At 34.4% G+C, this 19,993-nt stretch carries 17 protein-coding genes; 11 read left to right on the top strand and 6 right to left on the bottom strand.

Annotated features, from left to right (window positions below):
- The 4 genes from C237_RS13460 to C237_RS0111095 all read right to left on the bottom strand — a co-directional run.
- On the bottom strand, positions 1-252 hold a 252-nt coding region (locus C237_RS13460; RefSeq protein ID WP_033399026.1), incomplete at its 3' end, for an Arm DNA-binding domain-containing protein.
- Positions 253-503: 251 nt separating this feature from the next.
- A complete protein-coding gene (locus tag C237_RS0111085; RefSeq protein ID WP_018676530.1) occupies positions 504-1,346 on the bottom strand; it encodes a glycosyltransferase family 2 protein in 843 nt (280 codons plus the stop codon).
- 8 nt (positions 1,347-1,354) lie between these two features.
- Positions 1,355-1,966: a recombination mediator RecR gene (gene recR / locus C237_RS0111090; protein WP_026315654.1), complete on the bottom strand. Its 612-nt coding sequence runs from the start codon at positions 1,964-1,966 to the stop codon at positions 1,355-1,357.
- An 88-nt stretch (positions 1,967-2,054) separates the two neighbouring features.
- Positions 2,055-6,473, bottom strand: coding sequence for a S8 family serine peptidase (locus C237_RS0111095; protein WP_018676532.1), 4,419 nt, complete (start codon positions 6,471-6,473; stop codon positions 2,055-2,057).
- Positions 6,474-6,986: 513 nt separating this feature from the next.
- On the opposite strand from C237_RS0111095, the gene C237_RS0111100 reads away from it, so the two are divergent.
- Positions 6,987-9,206 (top strand): NADP-dependent isocitrate dehydrogenase, encoded by a 2,220-nt coding sequence (locus C237_RS0111100; RefSeq protein ID WP_018676533.1) that lies wholly within the window; start codon positions 6,987-6,989, stop codon positions 9,204-9,206.
- Between the two features lie 74 nt (positions 9,207-9,280).
- Here the strand turns inward: C237_RS0111100 and C237_RS0111105 are convergent, their stop codons facing one another.
- A complete protein-coding gene (locus C237_RS0111105) occupies positions 9,281-10,045 on the bottom strand; it encodes an enoyl-CoA hydratase/isomerase family protein (RefSeq protein ID WP_026315655.1) in 765 nt (254 codons plus the stop codon).
- A 42-nt stretch (positions 10,046-10,087) separates the two neighbouring features.
- Positions 10,088-11,041 (bottom strand): NAD-dependent epimerase/dehydratase family protein, encoded by a 954-nt coding sequence (locus C237_RS0111110; RefSeq protein WP_018676535.1) that lies wholly within the window; start codon positions 11,039-11,041, stop codon positions 10,088-10,090.
- Between the two features lie 200 nt (positions 11,042-11,241).
- Here C237_RS0111110 and C237_RS0111115 point away from each other — a divergent pair, with 200 nt between their 5' ends.
- From C237_RS0111115 to trmD, 10 genes are all read left to right on the top strand, one after another.
- Entirely contained in the window at positions 11,242-11,946 is a 705-nt protein-coding gene (locus tag C237_RS0111115; protein WP_018676536.1) for a GIN domain-containing protein, read from the top strand.
- A 10-nt stretch (positions 11,947-11,956) separates the two neighbouring features.
- A complete protein-coding gene (locus C237_RS0111120; protein WP_026315656.1) occupies positions 11,957-13,678 on the top strand; it encodes a phospho-sugar mutase in 1,722 nt (573 codons plus the stop codon).
- 17 nt (positions 13,679-13,695) lie between these two features.
- Complete coding sequence (locus tag C237_RS0111125) at positions 13,696-14,949, top strand: pyridoxal phosphate-dependent aminotransferase (RefSeq protein WP_018676538.1); 1,254 nt, start codon at positions 13,696-13,698, stop codon at positions 14,947-14,949.
- A gap of 90 nt (positions 14,950-15,039) precedes the next feature.
- On the top strand, positions 15,040-15,510 hold the full coding sequence (parS, locus tag C237_RS0111135) for a type II RES/Xre toxin-antitoxin system antitoxin (protein WP_018676540.1): 471 nt from the start codon (positions 15,040-15,042) through the stop codon (positions 15,508-15,510).
- A 1-nt stretch (position 15,511) separates the two neighbouring features.
- Positions 15,512-15,985 carry an RES family NAD+ phosphorylase gene (locus C237_RS0111140; RefSeq protein WP_026315657.1) on the top strand — a complete coding sequence of 158 codons (474 nt, stop codon included), beginning with the start codon at positions 15,512-15,514 and terminating at the stop codon, positions 15,983-15,985.
- On the top strand, positions 15,972-16,712 hold the full coding sequence (gene kdsB / locus C237_RS0111145; RefSeq protein ID WP_018676542.1) for a 3-deoxy-manno-octulosonate cytidylyltransferase: 741 nt from the start codon (positions 15,972-15,974) through the stop codon (positions 16,710-16,712). Before C237_RS0111140 ends, kdsB begins: the two co-directional genes overlap by 14 nt.
- A gap of 5 nt (positions 16,713-16,717) precedes the next feature.
- Positions 16,718-17,383, top strand: a complete 666-nt coding sequence (locus C237_RS0111150; protein WP_026315658.1) for a LolA-like protein — start codon at positions 16,718-16,720, stop codon at positions 17,381-17,383.
- 2 nt (positions 17,384-17,385) lie between these two features.
- Positions 17,386-17,967, top strand: coding sequence for a glutathione peroxidase (locus C237_RS0111155; protein WP_018676544.1), 582 nt, complete (start codon positions 17,386-17,388; stop codon positions 17,965-17,967).
- Positions 17,968-18,049: 82 nt separating this feature from the next.
- Positions 18,050-19,312, top strand: coding sequence for an NAD(P)/FAD-dependent oxidoreductase (locus tag C237_RS0111160; RefSeq protein ID WP_018676545.1), 1,263 nt, complete (start codon positions 18,050-18,052; stop codon positions 19,310-19,312).
- Positions 19,312-19,989, top strand: coding sequence for a tRNA (guanosine(37)-N1)-methyltransferase TrmD (trmD, locus tag C237_RS0111165; RefSeq protein WP_026315659.1), 678 nt, complete (start codon positions 19,312-19,314; stop codon positions 19,987-19,989). Before C237_RS0111160 ends, trmD begins: the two co-directional genes overlap by 1 nt.
- The last annotated feature ends 4 nt before the right edge of the window (positions 19,990-19,993 follow it).

A 19,993-nucleotide genomic window follows, 5' to 3' on the forward strand; every position in this document is an offset into this window, starting at 1 on the left:
GCTATAAATATTTTGGATATTGGTTTCAATTGCCTTTAACTTTTTATTGATTTGTTTGGCTTCATTGGTTTTTCCGCACACTTGACTATTCTGCAAGTCCAACGAAGGAGATAAACTCAACTTGGTAGAAAAGGGTTCGTTCTTTCCGTTAATGGTAATTCTTGCCATAATAGGAATCGTTCCATCCGCTTTTGGATTTTTTCTTTTTAGGTAAAACAATACTGTGAANGTTGTTCTTTTTGTCTGTTTCATCACTCAATATTTTAGGTTACTAAATTAGTTTCTATTGAGTAACAATGAAAGATGAAATTTTACGCAAAGTNCTGAAATATAAACTCTTTTATAAAAAACTTCCAACACAAATCAAGTAACTAATAAGTAACTCAACTTTGTCTTTTTGGGTCTAANCTCAGTAAATCACAGTCTGCAAGTTAGAGGTAAATGAACAATTAATTTTCTATTTTATAGTTAGTTACGATTTTTTATGTAATTTTGCTTTTTGGCTAATTGTTTAATTTATAATATTCAATAAAAGATTTTAACTTTAATCCAGATTTTAAAATAAAAAATTTAATTGGGTTTTGTTTATAATACTTCTCTAAAAATAGATACATTGCCCCATAAAATCGGTCTAAATATTTTTTATCCTTCATGGTACTCTGCCCTTTGTGATGTAATATAGAATACGCACCATAATAATAGTTTTGATATCCTTTTTGGATTAAAGTATAGCATAAATCTATATCTTCTCCATACATAAAATACCGTTCATCTAAGCCTCCTACCTCATTATATACCGCTCTTTTCATTAGCAAAAAAGCTCCTGTTAAAACCTCTATTGGTGCAATTTTCCGTTCCGAAATATCATTTCTATAATAGTTTTTCCTTGAAGTTTGCGTTACAAAAAATGGTAAAAATAATTTTTCAAAAGCATTAGCATAATCTGGAATAGAGCGTTTACTTTCTGGTAAGAACGCTCCTTTTGCATCATGCATTCTCACACCTAAAGCTCCAAAATTTGGTGTGTTATCGGCAAAATCTAATATGGTTTTAATTCCATGTTCTTCAAAAGCCGTATCGGGATTTAAAAGTAAAATATATTCTCCATTTGCTTTTTCAATCGCTGTATTATTAGCCACAGCAAATCCAAAATTTTGAGGTAATTCTAAAAAATTCACCTCTGGAAATTCACACTTAAGCACCTTCCAACTGCTATCTGGTGAACAATTATCCGCCACAATGATTTCATAATCTACACCATCATGGTATTGCTGAATGGAGTTCAAACACTCTCTTAAAAAAGCTGTGACATTATAATTAACGATGATAATACTTAATTTCTTCATAGGCTCACTTAAGATTTTTCATCATAAGGAATACGATTAAGAATAGATTTACCTAATGAAATTTCGTCGGCATACTCTAATTCGTCCCCTACGGAAATTCCTCTGGCAATATTAGAGAATTTAATATCAAGCAATTTGAATTTTTTATAAATATAATATGCCGTAGTATCCCCTTCCATGGTGGCAGAAAGTGCGAAAATAACCTCCGCAATCCCATGGTGTCTCAGTTTATCCTCTAGACTTTCAATATTTAACTGACTGGGACCTATCCCCTCCATAGGTGAAATTTTGCCTCCTAAGACTAAATATTTCCCTTTGTATTTACCCGTATTTTCAATCGCCATTACATCTCTTACATCTTCTACAATACACAGTAACTCTTTGTAACGATGCTCATCGGCACAAATTTCACAAAGATCATCATCTGAGAAGTTGTGACAATCTTTACAGTAATGAATATCTGTTACCAAGTCTTTTATAGCCTCACTAAGGGCAATACCTTGAGATTTAGGCTGCTTTAAAAGGTGTAAAGCTAGTCTTAATGCTGATTTTCTACCAATACCTGGCAAACCCGATATCTCATCAACAGCTTTTTCTAAGATTTTACTTGGAAAATTCATAATAGCAAAGATACTTTTATTTTCATTGGTTTGCAACAAAAAAGCCGACGAGAATACCGCCGGCTCAAATCATAGTGAATAATTAAAATTATTTCACCATCAACTTAACATTGTGTTTAACACCTTTGTTATCAACAAGGTTAAGGATATATACACCTTTAGAGTATTGTGTAAGATTCAATTCAAACTTATTACCTTTAAATGTATTGTTTAAAATCTGCTTACCAGACATATCGTAAACACTTGCTTTAAGTGAACTTACTCCTGCTTCTGCTTCTACTACAAATTTACCAGTAGATGGATTAGGATATACTTTTAATCCAGAGTTGGCATCTACATCTTTAGTAGATAGATTCGTTATATTTACAACTACTGTTTTCTTTTCAGATTTAACTCCATCCGAATATACAGCATATACATCGTAAGTATAAGTACCATTGGCAGTCATGGTTTCATCATAGTAGCGTTTAGCCACATCATTGATATCTTTAACTACTGTACCATCTTTTACTACTTGATAACCTGTTAAGTAAGGTAGATTTGTAGCACCAAAAGTCACTTTGTTATTTGTAGTAACTGAAGGTTTTTCCAGATCATGTGATGAAACTAATTTTTCGGCATTAATATAATCAGCTTTAAAATCATTAACTTCATTACTAGTCACTTTAAGACCAACAGATGTTGCGGATTTACCTGCCGCAGAATTATCATACCCTACCTCTATATCATCTAAAGCAAGATAAAAACTGTTATCTGTTTTTTTTGTTCTGTGATGAAATGCTATAAAGAAATCTTTTTTAGCATACTCCTTGATATTCAATTTCATCTCAGTAAATTTAACTTTTCTATCTGAGGCTTCTAATGCATAAACTTTTTGACCAGCTTTTATTTCATCTACTGTAGGTACATTCCCAGAAGCAGGAGCTTCCACTACATACACATCATATCTTTCATCATAAGGATATTTTACAAAGTACTTCAAAACTTCTGCTCCTCCTCTTAATTTTGAAGTGACAAGATAGTCATCAGAATCGTATGATGTAAAATACCATGAATAATTCATTACGCCATAACTACCACTATTAGCATAGCTTTTAGTAATCGTCCAAGTTTTTTTATCATCATTAGTATCTAATATAGTTACAGTAGAAGGCATTTTACCATCTTCTTCAAAACTTTCTTTGTAAATTGCATTTAAATCTGGACGATCCCATTTCAATTTAAGCTTATCTACATTCAATTCATGTGTTAAATTATCCACACTATTGTAGATTTCAGATACTGTAATTAAATCCTGTTCTTCTTTGGTATCAGAATTATTAAGTGACGTCGCTTTCAACGATACAGTATATTTACCTTTATTATTAAATTTAACATTAGGATTCTCAGATGTATCATTAGTACCACCTACATACTCTACACCGTCAGTTGGAGTAATAGTCCACTTATAAGATTCCGGCTTAGGATTACCCGTAGAAGTATTGGTAAACACCACGGCTTCACCTTTAAATATCTCTTGTTTGTTTACAGAGAAATTAGCTTTTGTAGCTGTATTTTTAGTTGTAACATAATTGGTTTTCGTCGCAACATCTTCACCTTTATTATTAACAGCTTTTAAAGATACTGTGTATTTTCCTTCATTGTTAAATACCACTTTTGGATCTTTAGAGGTTGCATTTGTTCCATCCTGATAAGTTACTGTGGAAGGAGTAAAAGTCCATTCCCAAGAACTGATTGGTAAAGTAGAAGCCGTAACTGTAGTATTTTTAAACTCTACGGTTTCAAAAGTATTAGGAGTTGTTTTACTTGCTTTGAAATCAGCTTGAGGCTTAGATTCTGCATACTCAAACTTCACATTATCCATAGCAAATGCATAAGATTTATCCGTACCTTCTGTTTTATGGTTAAATCCTATAAATGCAACTTGATCCGTATCTACTTTAAATTCATAGAAAAACTTGTTGTATGAAATATCTTCAGTAGCTTCTACTCTAGGTGCTATTTCTTTAGTCATAGCTGTGCTTTTCGCTTCATTACCTAAAGATATACTGATAAACTCTTTTGGATCTTGGAATTTTCTTGCATAGAATACAACTCTATAAAGTACATCTTTTTTCAAGCTTAATGGATTAGAAAACAACCAATCGTTGACATCGGATTTATTACCCGGGAAATTTGTTACAAAACTACCTCCTTCATAAGCGTATTGAGGATCATCATATTTTCTCCATGTTTTACCATCGGCATCCGTATCTTCAGAAGTCCATCCATATTTATTCATATCATGTTCAAATCCAAATGAATGTGATGCATTGTCTGGTTTTAAATTCGCTAATGTTCCAAATAAACTAAGGCTAGTTTTATTATTTAACTCAACTTCATCTCCAGCATAAATAATTTCACTTTCCAGTGAAAAATTCACAAATGATTGTGATAAATCAACATTCACATTAATCTGTTGAGTAGAACCTGAAGATAAAGTTGGTATATCTACTTCTCCTTCAGAAACTAATTGATCAGCATTATCTTTGTTTATCAGTTTATATTTCAGTTTAGCTCCAGAAACATCGGCTAATCCTTTATTCTTAACTGTAAACTTAACTGGTGTACTAGCACTATAATCTTTAGCTTCAACCTCTACATTAGAACTTACTAATTCTAAATCTTTATTTACACCATTATTCACCCCAGTAACAACCAATGAATAATCTTGGGTATTTGTATTAACTAAAGTTACTTGTGATTTACCATTAGCATCAGTTGTAACAACATTGGTTTTTAATTGACCTTTATTTTTTACAATGATAGTATATGTGGCACCAGCTTCTGGGTTTTTAATCAAAACCTGCTCTACATTATCAACTGTGTTATCTCCTTTAGTTGCTGCATTATTTGGATTTTCAGGATCTAAGACCCATGGCTGTTCTTCACTTCCATTTTTAAGTACTCTTAAATCCAAATCGTTCACCAACATCTTTTTTCTGTCATTTATTACAGAGTCATCTGGCAACGAATCTGGGGCAGGATCTGTCCATGCAATAGTTACTTTAAGAGGCTCTGTTCCCGATGCTACTACATCAAGCCTAGAATCTTCACCATTTTTTAATTTTTTCTCTTTTATAAGAGTATATTTTTCATTTAGAGCAATAGCTTGTGCCGCTCCATAAGTATTTAGAAGCCCCCATCCTGAAGCATAATCAGGTCCATCATTAGCACCAGCTTCATGAGCTGTAGCAATGGCTAAAGCCTTTAAAGTGGCAGACTTCATAAAATTTCCATTATTTTTTTTGGAATATAATTCCTGTAATAAAATTAAAGAACCTGTAACATTAGGGGATGCCATTGAAGTTCCACTCATTGAAGTATATGCATCGTTTCCAGTAGAGTTTGATGAAAACAAGCCCACTCCTATACCGGATAAGTCTGGTTTAATTCTACCGTCGTTAACTGGACCAAAACCGCTAAAGGAGGCCATTTTAACATCAGAAGGACTTTTATAGTAACCATTCAATTTATGAGCAGCACCCACAACTAAAATATTTTTACCTACCGAGCCAGTATTGATGCAATCAAATCCATCTCCACCGCCATTTTTTTGTCTTACTTTTGTAGACTCTACCCAATCGCCATTACTATTTCTTACATAGTGTTTTTCTCCTGGATTTGGTCCATCTCCTCTAGGGTTCCCTGCAGCTTTTACAGGTAGGTAGTAAGGTGCATTATTAGCAATTAAATCCCAATCTTGATCCACTTCAGAATAAAATCCATATCCAAAATACTCTGTATCATCGTCAGTTCCAAACCAATGCCAACCTTCTCTACCAGACCAATCACCCCATTCAAAACCACCTAAATAACCATAAGAATGATTAGATACAAGGGCTCCCGCATCAGCAGCAGCTATCATTTCTTGCTCATCCGAATTCCAATCATAAGCATCTAATGTAGCTTTGGGAGCCATCCCTTTTGAATTTGGATTAACTCCGGACGCCACCATAGTTCCAGCAACATGCGTAGCGTGTGCACTAAAAGATAAAGGACTATCTTTTTGTACAACTCTATTATCAAATTCTTGATGTGTAGTTTTTACTTTTCCACCATCCCATTCATGAACTTTCATACCAGAACCTTCAAGGTTAAAATAAGTACCCACACCCACTTTATCCGTTTCAGTCCCTGCCGCAGCTCCTACATTGTTTGTTACATAGTACAGTGGTTTTCCCTTTTTATCAAAGCCTTGCAATTGGAATACTTTCCCTTTAGATGTTACTCCAGAAAAAGGAATATTATTTTGCTTTGCTTTTAATTGCAATTCAGATACAGTCATTGTTTTCTTATTAAACATATGCTGTAACTTTTGAAGCTGTTGTAGATTTGAGGCTTCCTTAATTTTTTTCACTTGCTCAGCATTTTGCGCATAAGCAAAACTTGGAAAAAGTAAAAAACCCGCTGCTATTGGCAACAAATTTTGTTTTTTTCCAAGTTTTTCCAAGATAGTTTTTCTCATAATGAAATTATTTTTTAATTACCCAGCAATATTAATAAATAAAAACTTATTATACAAAAATTTTTTATCCATTGATTAGTACATAAAATTAAATAAAATATAATTTAAATAATTTTTTATTAAAAATATTTAAATACAGATTTACAATTATTTAAAGTATAATCATTCAATAATAGTTTATAAAATTTATAAATACATAAATTTTATTTTATGCATAAAAATCTCCCTTTTCAATAGGGATTGCTAAACTTTAACACTTTATATTTAAATTGATATTTTGACATCATTTTACAAACAATTTTATATATCATCAAAATCACACGGATTCCAACCACTTATAACAAACTGATAATCAATATATAAAATTTTAAATGTAAATTATATAAAATTAAATTTTAAAATATGATTTTTATCAATATTTTTTTTGAAAAAATTTTTAATTGGAAATTATTCTCCAAAATTTCCTTATTTTTGTAACCTAAGTACTTTTAAATATACAAATACATTTAGTTTATGTCAATATCAAAAATTTATTACACCCTTACGGATGAAGCGCCAATGTTGGCTACACATTCTTTTTTACCAATGATTAAAGCCTTTACGAGGTCTGCCAATATCGAAATAGAAGTTCCCGATATTTCTTTATCTGGTAGAATTTTAGCAAATATGGCAGATTATCTAACAGACGACCAAAAAGTTCCCGATGCTTTGGGGCAACTTGGGGAGTTAGCAACTAAGCCAGAAGCAAATATCATTAAACTACCTAATATTTCGGCGTCTATTCCTCAACTGAATGAAGCCATTGAAGAACTTCAAGGTAAAGGATTTAATATTCCTAATTACCCTGCTGAGCCTAAAACAGACGAAGAAAAAGAAATAAAAGCGAAATATGCTAAAGTTTTAGGTAGTGCTGTAAATCCAGTTTTAAGAGAAGGCAACTCTGATAGAAGAGCCCCTAAAGCCGTTAAGAACTATGCTAAAGCCAACCCTCACAGAATGGGTGAATGGTCAGCAGATAGCAAAACTGATGTGGCTCATATGAACCACGGGGATTTCTATGGCACTGAAACTTCTACTACCGTAGATCACGATGGCAAATTTAAAATTGTCTTTATTGATAACCAAGGTACTGAAAAAACATTAAAAGATTACGCCCCACTTCAAGCAGGGGAAATTATAGATTCTTCTGTCATGAATCTTAATGCCTTAAAAGGTTTTGTAAAAGATGCCATTCAAGAAGCTAAAAGAAGAGATGTATTGCTTTCTGCTCACTTAAAGGCGACCATGATGAAAATCTCTGACCCTATCATCTTCGGAGCGATTGTGGAAACTTATTTCAAAGAAGTTTTTGAAAAATATGCTGATACTTTCAAATCTTTAGACATTAATCCAAATAATGGTTTAGCAAGTCTTTACGATAAAATAAAAGGCACACCTCAAGAAGCTGAAATTAAAAAAGATATTGAAGCAGTACTTGCCGATAGTGCACGCGTAGCTATGGTTAATTCTGATAAAGGGATTACTAATTTCCATGTACCAAGTGATGTCATTGTAGATGCTTCTATGGCGGCATTAATGAGAGGGGGCGGTAAAATGTGGAACAAAGAGGGTAAAGAGGAAGATACCCTTGCCATTATCCCAGACCGTTCTTATGCTGGTTTTTACCAAGCCGTAATTGATGATATGAAAGCCCACGGCAAACTAGACCCTACCACCATGGGTAGCGTACCTAATGTAGGGCTTATGGCTAAAAAAGCAGAAGAATATGGTTCTCACGATAAAACTTTCCAAGCTGAAAATGATGGTACCATTAAAGTTGTAAACGAAAATGGCAATACTCTATTAGAACAGAAAGTGGAAACGGGAGATATTTTTAGAATGTGCCAAACCAAAGACGCGCCTATCCAAGATTGGGTAAAACTTGCCGTTAATCGTTCTAGATTGTCTGAAACCCCTGCAATTTTCTGGCTAGACCAAGGTAGAGCTCACGATAGAGAAGTCATTAAAAAAGTTGAAAAATACCTTAAAAACCATGATACCAATGGACTAGATATCCAAATTATGGATGTAAAAGATGCAATGTCAGCTACGCTTAAAAGAGCGAGAGAAGGTAAAGACACCATTTCTGTATCTGGAAATGTATTGAGAGATTATTTAACCGACCTCTTCCCTATTCTGGAATTAGGAACTTCAGCAAAAATGCTTTCTATTGTTCCATTAATGAATGGTGGTGGTTTATTTGAAACAGGTGCTGGTGGTTCTGCACCTAAGCATATTGAACAATTTATAGAAGAGGGTTACTTGCGTTGGGATTCCCTAGGTGAGTTTTTAGCATTACAAGCGAGTTTAGAGCATGTATATCAAACTCAAAATAATTCTAAAGCCAAAGTGCTTGCCGATGCTTTAGATGAAGCCAATGCCAAATTCCTTGCGAATGATAAATCACCTGCGAGAAAATTAGGAAGTATTGACAATAGAGGTTCACATTTTTATCTTGCAATGTATTGGGCTGAAGCTTTAGCCAATCAAATAGATGACCAAGAGTTAGCAGAATACTTTAAGCCTGTGGCTAAGGCAATGAAAGATAATGAAACCAAAATCAATGAAGAACTCATAGGCGCTCAAGGTAAACCTCAGGATATTGGCGGATACTATCGTCCAAATGAAGACAAAACTTATAACGCGATGCGCCCATCTTCTACATTAAATCAGATTATTGATGGTTTAGCGTAAGATTGATGGATTAAAAAAAACTCGGTGTAGAAATTTCTACAACCGAGTTTTTTATTTGCTTATTTATGATAAATTTATTTCTTTGCTAAACGCGCTTTTATATTTTGAATATTTTGTTTAGCAGAATCTTCCAAAACAAGACTTGCACTCATCATAATTCGTTCTGGCATTACTTTATTAAAATGCTCTGTCCCTTCCCAAGTCACTTTTTTAATACAAGCTAAAGCCTCTTGACTTCTTTCTGAAAGTTGGTTAAGAAAAGTTTCGAGTTGAGTATCCATTTCTTCAATAGAATCGTATACTCGGTGGTAGATATGGTGCTTTTTTGCCCATTCTGCTGAGCGAAATTCAGCATCTATCGTCATTGCTGAAAACTCCGAAACGCCAATTTTTCGCTCTACATAAGGTCCAATCACAAAAGGTCCAATGCCTAGATTAATTTCCGTAAGTGCTATTGATGAATGCTGGGTTGCAAAACAATAATCTGCCGCACTAATAATGCCTACGCCACCACCAGTTACTTTACCTTGCACTCTTACAACGACAACTCTACCACAATTTTTCATTGCACTTAGCACTTTAGCAAAGCCACCAAAAAACTTTTTAGAGGTCTCTAAATCTTCAATTTCTAATAATTCATCAAAGCTTGCGCCTGCACAAAATGCTCTATCGCCATGAGATTTTAACAAAATAGCCTTCACTTCACTTTTAGAGCCTTCAGCAAGAATAGTTGATGCTAATTGTTCCAAGATATGTCCTGGCAAAGCATTACTTTTTGGCGTTCCAAAGGTGATTTCGGCAATATTATTTTTAATTTCTGATGTTACAAATGCTTCCATAATCATTTTGTGTTTGGTGATGTTAGTTAAAGTATTTAAACTTTAACACATAGAATTTTCTTTGAGTTTTACTTTAAGATTTTTCAACATATCTTTAGTCATTGCTGTAATATCAAAATCATAGGTTAAACCCCAATCTTTTTTGGATATGACATCGTCTATCGAAGAAGGCCAAGACTCCGCAATTTTTTGTCTAAAGTCAGGTTGATAATCAATTTTGAACTCTGGCATTTCTTTTTGAATTTCTGCCGCTAGCTCCGCAGGGGTAAAGGATAAACCGCCCAGATTATAAGAAGTCCATACCGAAAGATTTTCCGCAGGTGCTTGCATCAATTTAATAGTCGCATTAATCGCATCGTCCATATAGAGCATTGGCATGGCGGTATCGGCATCAATAAAACTTGTATAGCTGCCTTTTTTTACAGCATTATAAAAAATTTCTACGGCATAATCTGTGGTACCGCCTCCCGCAGGTGTTTTCCAAGAAATTAAACCTGGATAGCGGATACTTCTTACATCTACATTATATTTTTCGTGATAATATTCGCACCATTTTTCACCCGCCAATTTAGAAATACCATAAACGGTCGAAGGATTGAGTACTACCTCCTGCCCTACTTCTTTTTCAGGAATTCCTCTACCAAATACTGCAATAGAACTTGGCCAAAATATTTTTTTTAGATACCCTTCTTTAGCCAACTCACACAGATGTAATAAAGGCTCTAAATTGAGTTGCCAAGCATAAAGTGGATTTTTTTCTGATGTTCCAGAAAGCAAAGAAGCCAAATGATATACGGTGGTGATGCCATTCTCTTTTATAAAATTTTCTAAGTTTTCATATTGGGTTACATCTATTTTTTCATAATTTGCGACACTTACCCCTTCATTTATATCAGAAGCGATAACATTTTCTCTTCCATATATTGAAACCAATTTTGTAGTTAGCTCTGAACCAATTTGCCCTAGAGCTCCTGTAATCAATATTTTCTCACTCATAAGTCTACTCAATTTAGGTATGCAAATATAATCATTTCTACGAAAGCAATAAACATTTAAGTCTTAATATGATATACTAAAAATCAGTAATTTTCATAAAATTTTAGAATCCAATTTATTAGCAGAGGTCTAGTATTTTTATTTTAAGATTTCCTTAGGTTAAAATTTCAAATTTAGTATATTTGCTAAAAAAATTTTTAATGCGTTTATCCTTACTATTTTTAGTATCTTTATTCATCGTTAGTTCTTGCGGGAAAATAAAGCCTGAAGGACAGATTACTTCAAAAGATTTACCCATAGAAAACTTCAGCAAAATAAATCTAAAAGGGAAATACAGATTATTTTTTGTTCCTGGTGAGGAAAATTTTATCAATATAGAAACTTACCCCAACTTGACTGAGAATTTAGATATTAACATTAAAGATTCTACGCTTAATATTATTGAAGACCGTACAACGGGATTTGTAGATTTCTATACCGTAACGGTGTATTCTAAAACCCCTTTAAAACAAGTCTCAATATCCGATTCTGTGGAAATGAATGTCTCTGGAAAAATTAAAATTCCAGAATTTAAATTATCGCTTAAAGACCAAGCCAAATTCATTGGTGGACTAGAAGCCCAAAAAACCACAATTGATATGACTCAAAAATCTAGGGCCAATTTCTTGGGCAAATCTAGAGAGGCTATTTTAAATATAAAAGACACCGCCAGTATCATTTCGCCTTATTGGGATATTGATTATTTAACCATTAATTCTAAAAACGATTGCTACTCCGAATTAGTTGCCAAAGAGGAAATTAGTGGTAATATTGATGATACTTCAAAATTGCTATATTATGGCAATCCTTTGCGAAAATTAAAAATAGGACCTAAAACAAAAGTTGAAAATAAACAAAAACCTTAATAATAAATATATGAATACAATAGACAAAGCTAAAATTTGGCTTTCCGATACTTTTGACGAAGAAACAAGAAATACCGTAAAACATTTAATTGACACCAATGATGCTTCTCTCGATGATGCCTTTTACAAAAATCTAGAATTCGGTACTGGTGGTATGCGCGGTATTATGGGAGTAGGAACTAATAGACTCAATAAATACACTTTAGGACAGGCCACACAAGGTTTAGCCAATTACCTACACGAACAATTCCCAAATCAAGACATTAAAGTTGCTATTGCTTACGATGTAAGAAATAATTCTAAAGAGTTTGGAAAAATGGTAGCAGATGTTTTAACGGCTAATGGCATTAAAGTATTATTATTCAAAGAACACCGCCCAACACCAGAATTATCATTTACGGTAAGGGACAAAAAATGTCAGGCAGGTATTGTTTTAACGGCATCTCACAATCCACCAGAATATAATGGTTATAAAGTATATTGGAACGACGGCGCACAGGTTGTACCTCCAAATGATAAAGCCATTATTCAAGAGGTACTAAACACACCTTACGAGGCTATCAAATTTAATGGTAATGATGATTTAATTGAATGGATTGGTGCCGAGCAAGATAAGGTATATATCGATGCTTGTATGGAAAACTCTTTGTATCAAAAAGATAAAGTAGGCTACGATTTGCTAAATATTGTTTTTACCTCAATCCATGGCACTACTTATACCACAATTCCTAAAGCGTTGAAAAAGGCTGGATTTAAAAAAGTGGATTTGGTGGAGGAGCAAATGATTCCGAGTGGAAACTTCCCAACAGTAGAAAGTCCAAATCCTGAAGAGCCTAAAGCATTAACTATGGCAATGGATTTAGCCGAAATAACCAATGCGGATATTGTAATTGGAACTGATCCTGATGGCGACCGATTAGGTATTGCTGTGAGAAACCTTGAAGGTAAAATGCAACTTCTGAATGGTAACCAAACCAATATGATTCTTACCGATTATATTTTGAAGCAATGGAAAGCCTCAAGAAAAATTAAAGGCAACGAATTTATCGGTTCTACCATTGTAACTTCGGATGTGTTTTTTGATTTAGCTAAAAAATATGGCGTGGAGTGTAAAGCAGGACTTACGGGTTTTAAATGGATTGGAAAAATGATTCGCGAAGCCGAAGGCACTCAAAAATTCATTTGTGGTGGTGAGGAAAGTTTCGGATTTATGACAGGGGATTTTGTAAGAGATAAGGACTCTTGTGGCTCTATACTTTTAGCCTGCGAAATTGCTGCTTGGTGCAAAGCTAATGGCAGAACGATGTATCAATACATGATTGATATCTATAAAGATTTAGGACTTTATCAAGAAGGCTTAGTGAATGTTGTAAAAAAAGGAAAAGAAGGCGCGGAACAAATCAAACAAATGATGACTGATTTTAGAAATAACCCTGTAAAATCCTTGGCGGGTTCTAAAGTAGTTTTGGTGAAAGACTATCAAGAGCAAATGGCTTGGGACTTAAACAAAGATAAAAAATCGGTAATGGATGACATTCCAAAATCCAATGTATTGATTTATTATACAGAAAATGGAACTAAGGTCGCAATAAGACCTTCAGGAACAGAACCTAAAATTAAATTTTATTTCAGTCTAAAAGATACCATTACTTCTGAAGACGAATTTGAACCAAAAGTTGAACAATTAAATAAAACCATTGAAATCATTAAGCAAGATTTAGGCTTAGTTTAAAAATAAAATCAAATATTATGAAAGTATCAAAACTTGCCAATAACCTTATAGCATCAGAAATTATAAAAATTGGCAACCAAGTTAATGACTTAAAAGCAAAAGGCAGAAATATCGCTAATCTTACCATCGGGGATTTAAATGCACAAATCTACCCTATTCCTTCTAAACTCAAAGAAGAAATAAAAAAAGCATACGATGATAATCAAACCAACTACCCTCCTGCCAACGGTATTTTACAGCTAAGAGAGCAGGTTTCAAAAGATATTAAGGAACTGTACAACCTAGATTATTCTCCGGAGCAAATTCAAATTGGAGGTGGTTCTAGACCATTAATCTATGCCACTTATCTAAGTATTGTAGATGAAGGGGACAAAGTGGTATATCCCGTACCTTCTTGGAATAATAACCACTATTCATACCTTACCACCGCAAACAAGGTAGAAGTGGAAACTAAATTGAAAAACAACTTTTTACCTACTGCGGAAGATTTAAAACCTCATTTAGAGGGAGCGGTATTATTGGCTTTATGCTCACCATCTAACCCAACGGGAACTATGTTTACGGCTTCTCAGTTAAAGGAAATTTGTGAATTGGTTGTAGAAGAGAATAAGCGCAGGTCAGCAGATGAAAAACCATTGTATTTATTATATGACCAAATCTATGCAATGCTATCTTTTGGTGAAGCACATGTCAATCCAGTAAGTCTAGTTCCAGAGGTTAAAGACTATACTATTTTTATTGATGGTGGTTCAAAATGTTTTGCTGCTACTGGTGTAAGAGTTGGATGGGCATTTGGACCAACGCATTTGATGAGTAAACTTAAAGTTTTCTTAGCCCACATTGGTGCTTGGGCTCCAAAACCTGAACAACACGCGACGGCTAAATTTCTAGCAGATAAAACTGCGGTAAATACCTTCGTTAATGATTTTAAAGGTAAAATCCAACACAGTTTACAAACCCTTCACGACGGTATTACTGCAATGAAAAATAAAGGTTTTTCCGTAGATAGTATCGAGCCAATGGGAGCGTTATATCTTACTTTGAAAATCGATTATATTGGCAAATCTACCCCGAATGGTGATGTATTAAAAGACGGTATGGATTTAGTTATGTATTTGATTAATGAAGCCGATGTCGCTTTAGTCCCTTTTTCAGCTTTTGGAAATGCAAGCGATATGCCTTGGTTTAGATCCTCGGTAGGTGGATGTTCTTTAGAAGATATCAAAACAATGTTACCAAAATTAGAAGCCGCTTTAGCCCAACTAAAATAATTTTTTGTCTACCACAAATGTTAAAATTGAAAAAATTCAATGATAATATTGAAAAAATTCATATATTTGTGGTAGATAAAATTTTAAAAGATGAAAACCAAAGCCTATAAACCAAACAAAAATACTTCTGGTTCAGTAAAAGAGCCTATGGTAAGTTATGGTGCTACCGCCGTTCAGCAGTATGTAACTCAGGGAGATTATGCCTTAGTGAAAAAGGCAAGACAAGGGATGGATACGACTCTATTTTATACTTTATCACAATCTCTAAACATCCCCGAAAAAACTTTGGCATCAGTGATTAATCTTTCACCAAGAACCATTAGTAATTATCGTGAGCAGCAAAAGACTTTAGACCCAAATTACAGCGAGCATCTTTTAAAGATTGCCAACCTTTATAGTTTAGGTCAAGAAATTTTTGGTACTTTAGACGAGTTCAATCAGTGGATGGAACGCCCATTCTACAACTCTAAAGAATGCCCTAAAGATTTTCTTAATACTTATGCGGGTGTAGAGCTCATCATCCAAGAGATAGAAAAACTAGCCCAAGGTTACCCTGTATAGTATGTTGGCTTTTAGGATTGTACATCGAAAATATGCCAATACATTATTTGCCAGCGGTATGGAAGGCAGGTGGAATTTAGAAGGAAGAAAAGTACTCTATACGGCTGAAAGTGTAGCCCTTGCGTATTTGGAAACCATGTATTATCGACGAGGCTTGGGCTATGATAAAGATTTTAAAATCATGGTGATAGAAGTACCTAACAATGCCTCTATCTTACAAATTGAAGATAGTAAATTACCAAAAGATTGGCGAGATTTTAGAAACTATTCGGCATGTCAGGAGTTGGGAGAAGATTGGTTTTCAAAAGGTGAAAATTTAATCCTAAAAGTCCCTTCTGCGGTAGTCGTAAATAATTATAATTTAGTATTGAATACGCTACACCCAGATTATCAAAAAGTAAAATTGATAGACACATTAGACTTCAAACCTGATGCCCGTCTTGAAGAAATTTTAAAGAAATATGAAGCGAAATAAAACCATTGCGATAATTCCTGCCAGATATAAAGCCAGTCGATTTCCCGGTAAATTGATGCAGTTGTTAGGCGATAAAACTGTCATTACCACTACATATAATAATGTAAAAAACACCCAATTGTTTGATGAAGTGTTTGTAGCCACAGATTCTGAAATTATTTATCAAGAAATCATCAATAATGGTGGAAAAGTAGTGATGACTGGGCAACATGAAACTGGAAGTGACCGCATTGCCGAAGCCGTAGAAAATATAGATTGTGATATTGTAGTGAATGTTCAAGGCGATGAGCCTTTTCTAAAATTAGAACCTTTAGAACAATTGATTTCAGTGTTTGAAAAAGATACGGCACAAGAAATTTCTTTAGCTTCACTTAAAATTCAGCTTCATGATAAAGCAGAAATTGAAAGCCCACATAATGTAAAAGTCATTACCGATTTACAAGATTTTGCGTTATATTTCAGCCGTTCGGTTATTCCTTATCACAGAGAAAAAACGCTAGATGCAAAATATTTTAAACATATTGGCGTTTATGCATTTAGGAAATCGGCATTGTTGAAATTCGCCCAATTAGAAATGTCACCGCTAGAAAAAATAGAAAAAATAGAGTGCATTCGCTATTTGGAACACGGCATGAAAATAAAAATGATAGAAACCGATTTTGTAGGCGTAGGTATAGATGTTCCCGAAGACTTGGAACGCGCCAAGCAATTATTAAAACTTAAATAATCCACATGAAAAAGATATTTTTAATTTTGTTTTTTGGAGTTGCCACTATGGCGTATCCTCAAACAGCAAAAGATATAATCAACCAAAATATAGAAGCTACGGGCGGACTTACCAAATGGAAATTGCTCAACTCTATTCTGTTGCAAGGCAAGGTAACCCTAGGTATTTCCGAAGCTTATCCTATTAAAATTTATCAGCAACGCCCCAACCTTACAAAAACCACGATTTTTATTAATAATAAAGAAAATATTATCGAGGCATACGATGGCAAAAAAGGCTATGCGATGAACTATGCGAACAATAAACTTCAAGAGTTTGCAGACTATCAACCTCAAAGTTTTGATACCGACTTTATAGATTTTGAAGCTAAGGGCTTTTCCGCTACTATTCTAGGCAAAGATAAAATAGGAGACCAACTTTGTTATAAAGTAGAACTGACTAAAAATATAAACAAAACCCTATATTACTTCGATACCGACAGTTATATGTTACTTAAAGAAGTTAAAAATGGGGAAAGTCTAACTTATTCTGACTTTAGAAAAGTGGGAAATCTCGTGATGCCTTTTAGAATTGAATCTTCAAATCCTAAAAATGAAGGCAATTATGTAATGACTTTCACTAAAATTGAAACCAATAAAGTATTTCCAGAAAATACATTTAAAATTAAATAATTATGAAAAGAGTATTTATATTCCTATTGTCTGTATTAGCACTGGTACAATGTAATAGTAAGAAGCAATCCAATAGCGATGCACAAAAAGAGGAAGCCCAACCTCAGTTATCAAAATCCATTTACGATTATAAAGTAGAAGGTTTAGACGGCGGGGAAATTAATTTTGCAGACTTTAAGGGTAAAAAAATCCTTATTGTAAACACCGCCTCTGAGTGTGGTTTTACGCCTCAATATGAAGATTTAGAAAAGTTGTACCAAACTTATAAAGACCAATTGGTAGTAGTAGGGTTTCCTGCAAACAACTTTAAAGGGCAAGAGCCAGGAACCAATGAAGAGATAAAAGAATTTTGCCAGCGTAACTATGGGGTCACTTTCCCTATGGCGGCTAAAGTTTCCGTAAAAGGAGATGATACAGCTCCTATCTTCCAATTTTTAACAGAAAAGGAGCTGAACGGTGTTAAGAATACCACTATTCTTTGGAACTTTACGAAATTTCTTTTAGACGAAAACGGAAAATTGATTGATTCCTATGTGAGTACCACCAGCCCAACCAGTGAGAAAATCACCAAACACTTAAAATAAAATTTGACACCGCTCCACTTTAGGAGCGGTTTTCGATTAATGCCATTTAAAATTCGTAATTTTGACACTTTAATTTCAATCTATGGAAGCGAGAGAAAAAATAATCATTATAGGCGGTGGGTTTGCGGGTCTTCAATTGGCAAAAAAACTCAACAATAAAAGAAAAAAAGTATTGGTTTTAGATAAAGTCAATCATCATATGTTCCAACCCTTATTCTATCAGGTGGCGTGTGGTCGTATTGAGCCGTCTAATATTTCCTTCCCTTTTAGAAAGATATTTCAACGGTCTAAAAATATACAATACCGTATGACGGAAGTAACAAAAATACTTCCCAACGAAAAGAAAATCATCACAGAAGATACCGAATATACTTACGACAAATTAGTCATTGCTACGGGTTGCCGAACTAATTTTTTTGGTAATGACAAGATGGAATCGCTGTGCTACGGCATGAAAAACACGCAAGAAGCCATCAGCATTAGAAATCATATTTTATTAACTTTTGAAAAGCTCATCATCGAAAGAAAGCGTTCCGATGATGGCAATTGGAATATCGTCATTGTAGGCAGTGGTCCTACGGGGGTAGAATTGGCGGGAGCTTTTGCTGAAATGAAAGCCCAAATTTTGCCAAAAGATTATCCTAAAATGAGTTTCCATGATTTAAAAATCATCCTTGTAAGTGCTACCGAAAAACCTCTCGCTGTAATGAGTGAAGAGGCACAGCAAAAATCTGAGCAATACTTGAAAAATTTAGGTGTACATTTCATTAGCAATGAAAAAGTAGTTGACTACGATGGTGATAAAGTCTACCTCGATAGTGGTAGAGAAATCCCTTCCAATAATGTAATTTGGGCAGCGGGTGTCACGGGGAATATTATTGATGGCATCCAAAAAGAGCAAATCAATAGAAACCGATACATCGTAGACCGATACAATAGGATAAAAGGATATAAAGATATTTTCGCTATTGGAGATATCGCTTATATGGAAACGCCTAAATATCCTCATGGACATCCTCAGGTGGCGAATGTTGCCATTAACCAAGGGAAAAATTTAGGTGAAAACATTTGCAAATCATCAGAACAAGATTGGACAGAATACGAGTATCACGACAAAGGTTCTATGGCAACCATTGGAAAATACCGCGCCGTAGTGGATTTACCATTCATTAAATTTCAAGGGATTTTCGCTTGGTATTTTTGGATGTTCTTACATTTGATGTTAATTTTATCCGTACGAAATAAAATCGCGATATTTTTTAATTGGATGTGGAGCTATATCAATGGTGATTCTTCACTACGCCTCATCATCCTTCCTAATCGAAAAAATAATACCATACAATAATGAGAATAGATATCATTAGCGTATTGCCAGAGTTGATGGAAAGCCCTTTTAAGGCATCCATTTTAAAAAGAGCAATGGAAAAAGGAGCGGCAGAAGTTCATTTTCATCATTTAAGAGAGTGGGGCATTGGAAAACATCGTCAGGTAGATGATGAACCTTATGGTGGCGGTGCAGGTATGGTAATGATGGTAGAGCCCATAGACCAATGCATCTCAAAACTAAAATCCGAACGCCAGTATGATGAAGTCATCTACCTCACTCCCGATGGTGAAACCCTAAACCAAAAGATGGCAAATACCTTATCTTTAAAGGACAATATCATCCTGCTATGTGGACATTACAAAGGGATTGACCAGCGGGTAAGAGATTTACATATTACCAAAGAAGTTTCTATCGGGGATTTTGTATTAACGGGTGGCGAATTGGCAGCCTGTGTGCTTGCAGATGCTGTTATTCGTTTACTTCCAGGAGTTCTTAATGATGAGCAATCGGCATTAACGGATAGCTTTCAAGATGATTTATTAGCCCCTCCTATCTATACCAGACCCGAAGTGTACCAAGGCTTAGAAGTCCCTAAAGTTTTGCTAAGTGGCAATTTTGGAAAGATTGAAGATTGGCGCTACGAGCAAGCCTTAGAAATTACAAAACAAAAAAGACCAGATTTACTAAAAGATTAATTCA

The sequence above is a fragment of the Riemerella columbina DSM 16469 genome (genome assembly GCF_000374405.1).
Classification (GTDB): domain Bacteria; phylum Bacteroidota; class Bacteroidia; order Flavobacteriales; family Weeksellaceae; genus Riemerella; species Riemerella columbina.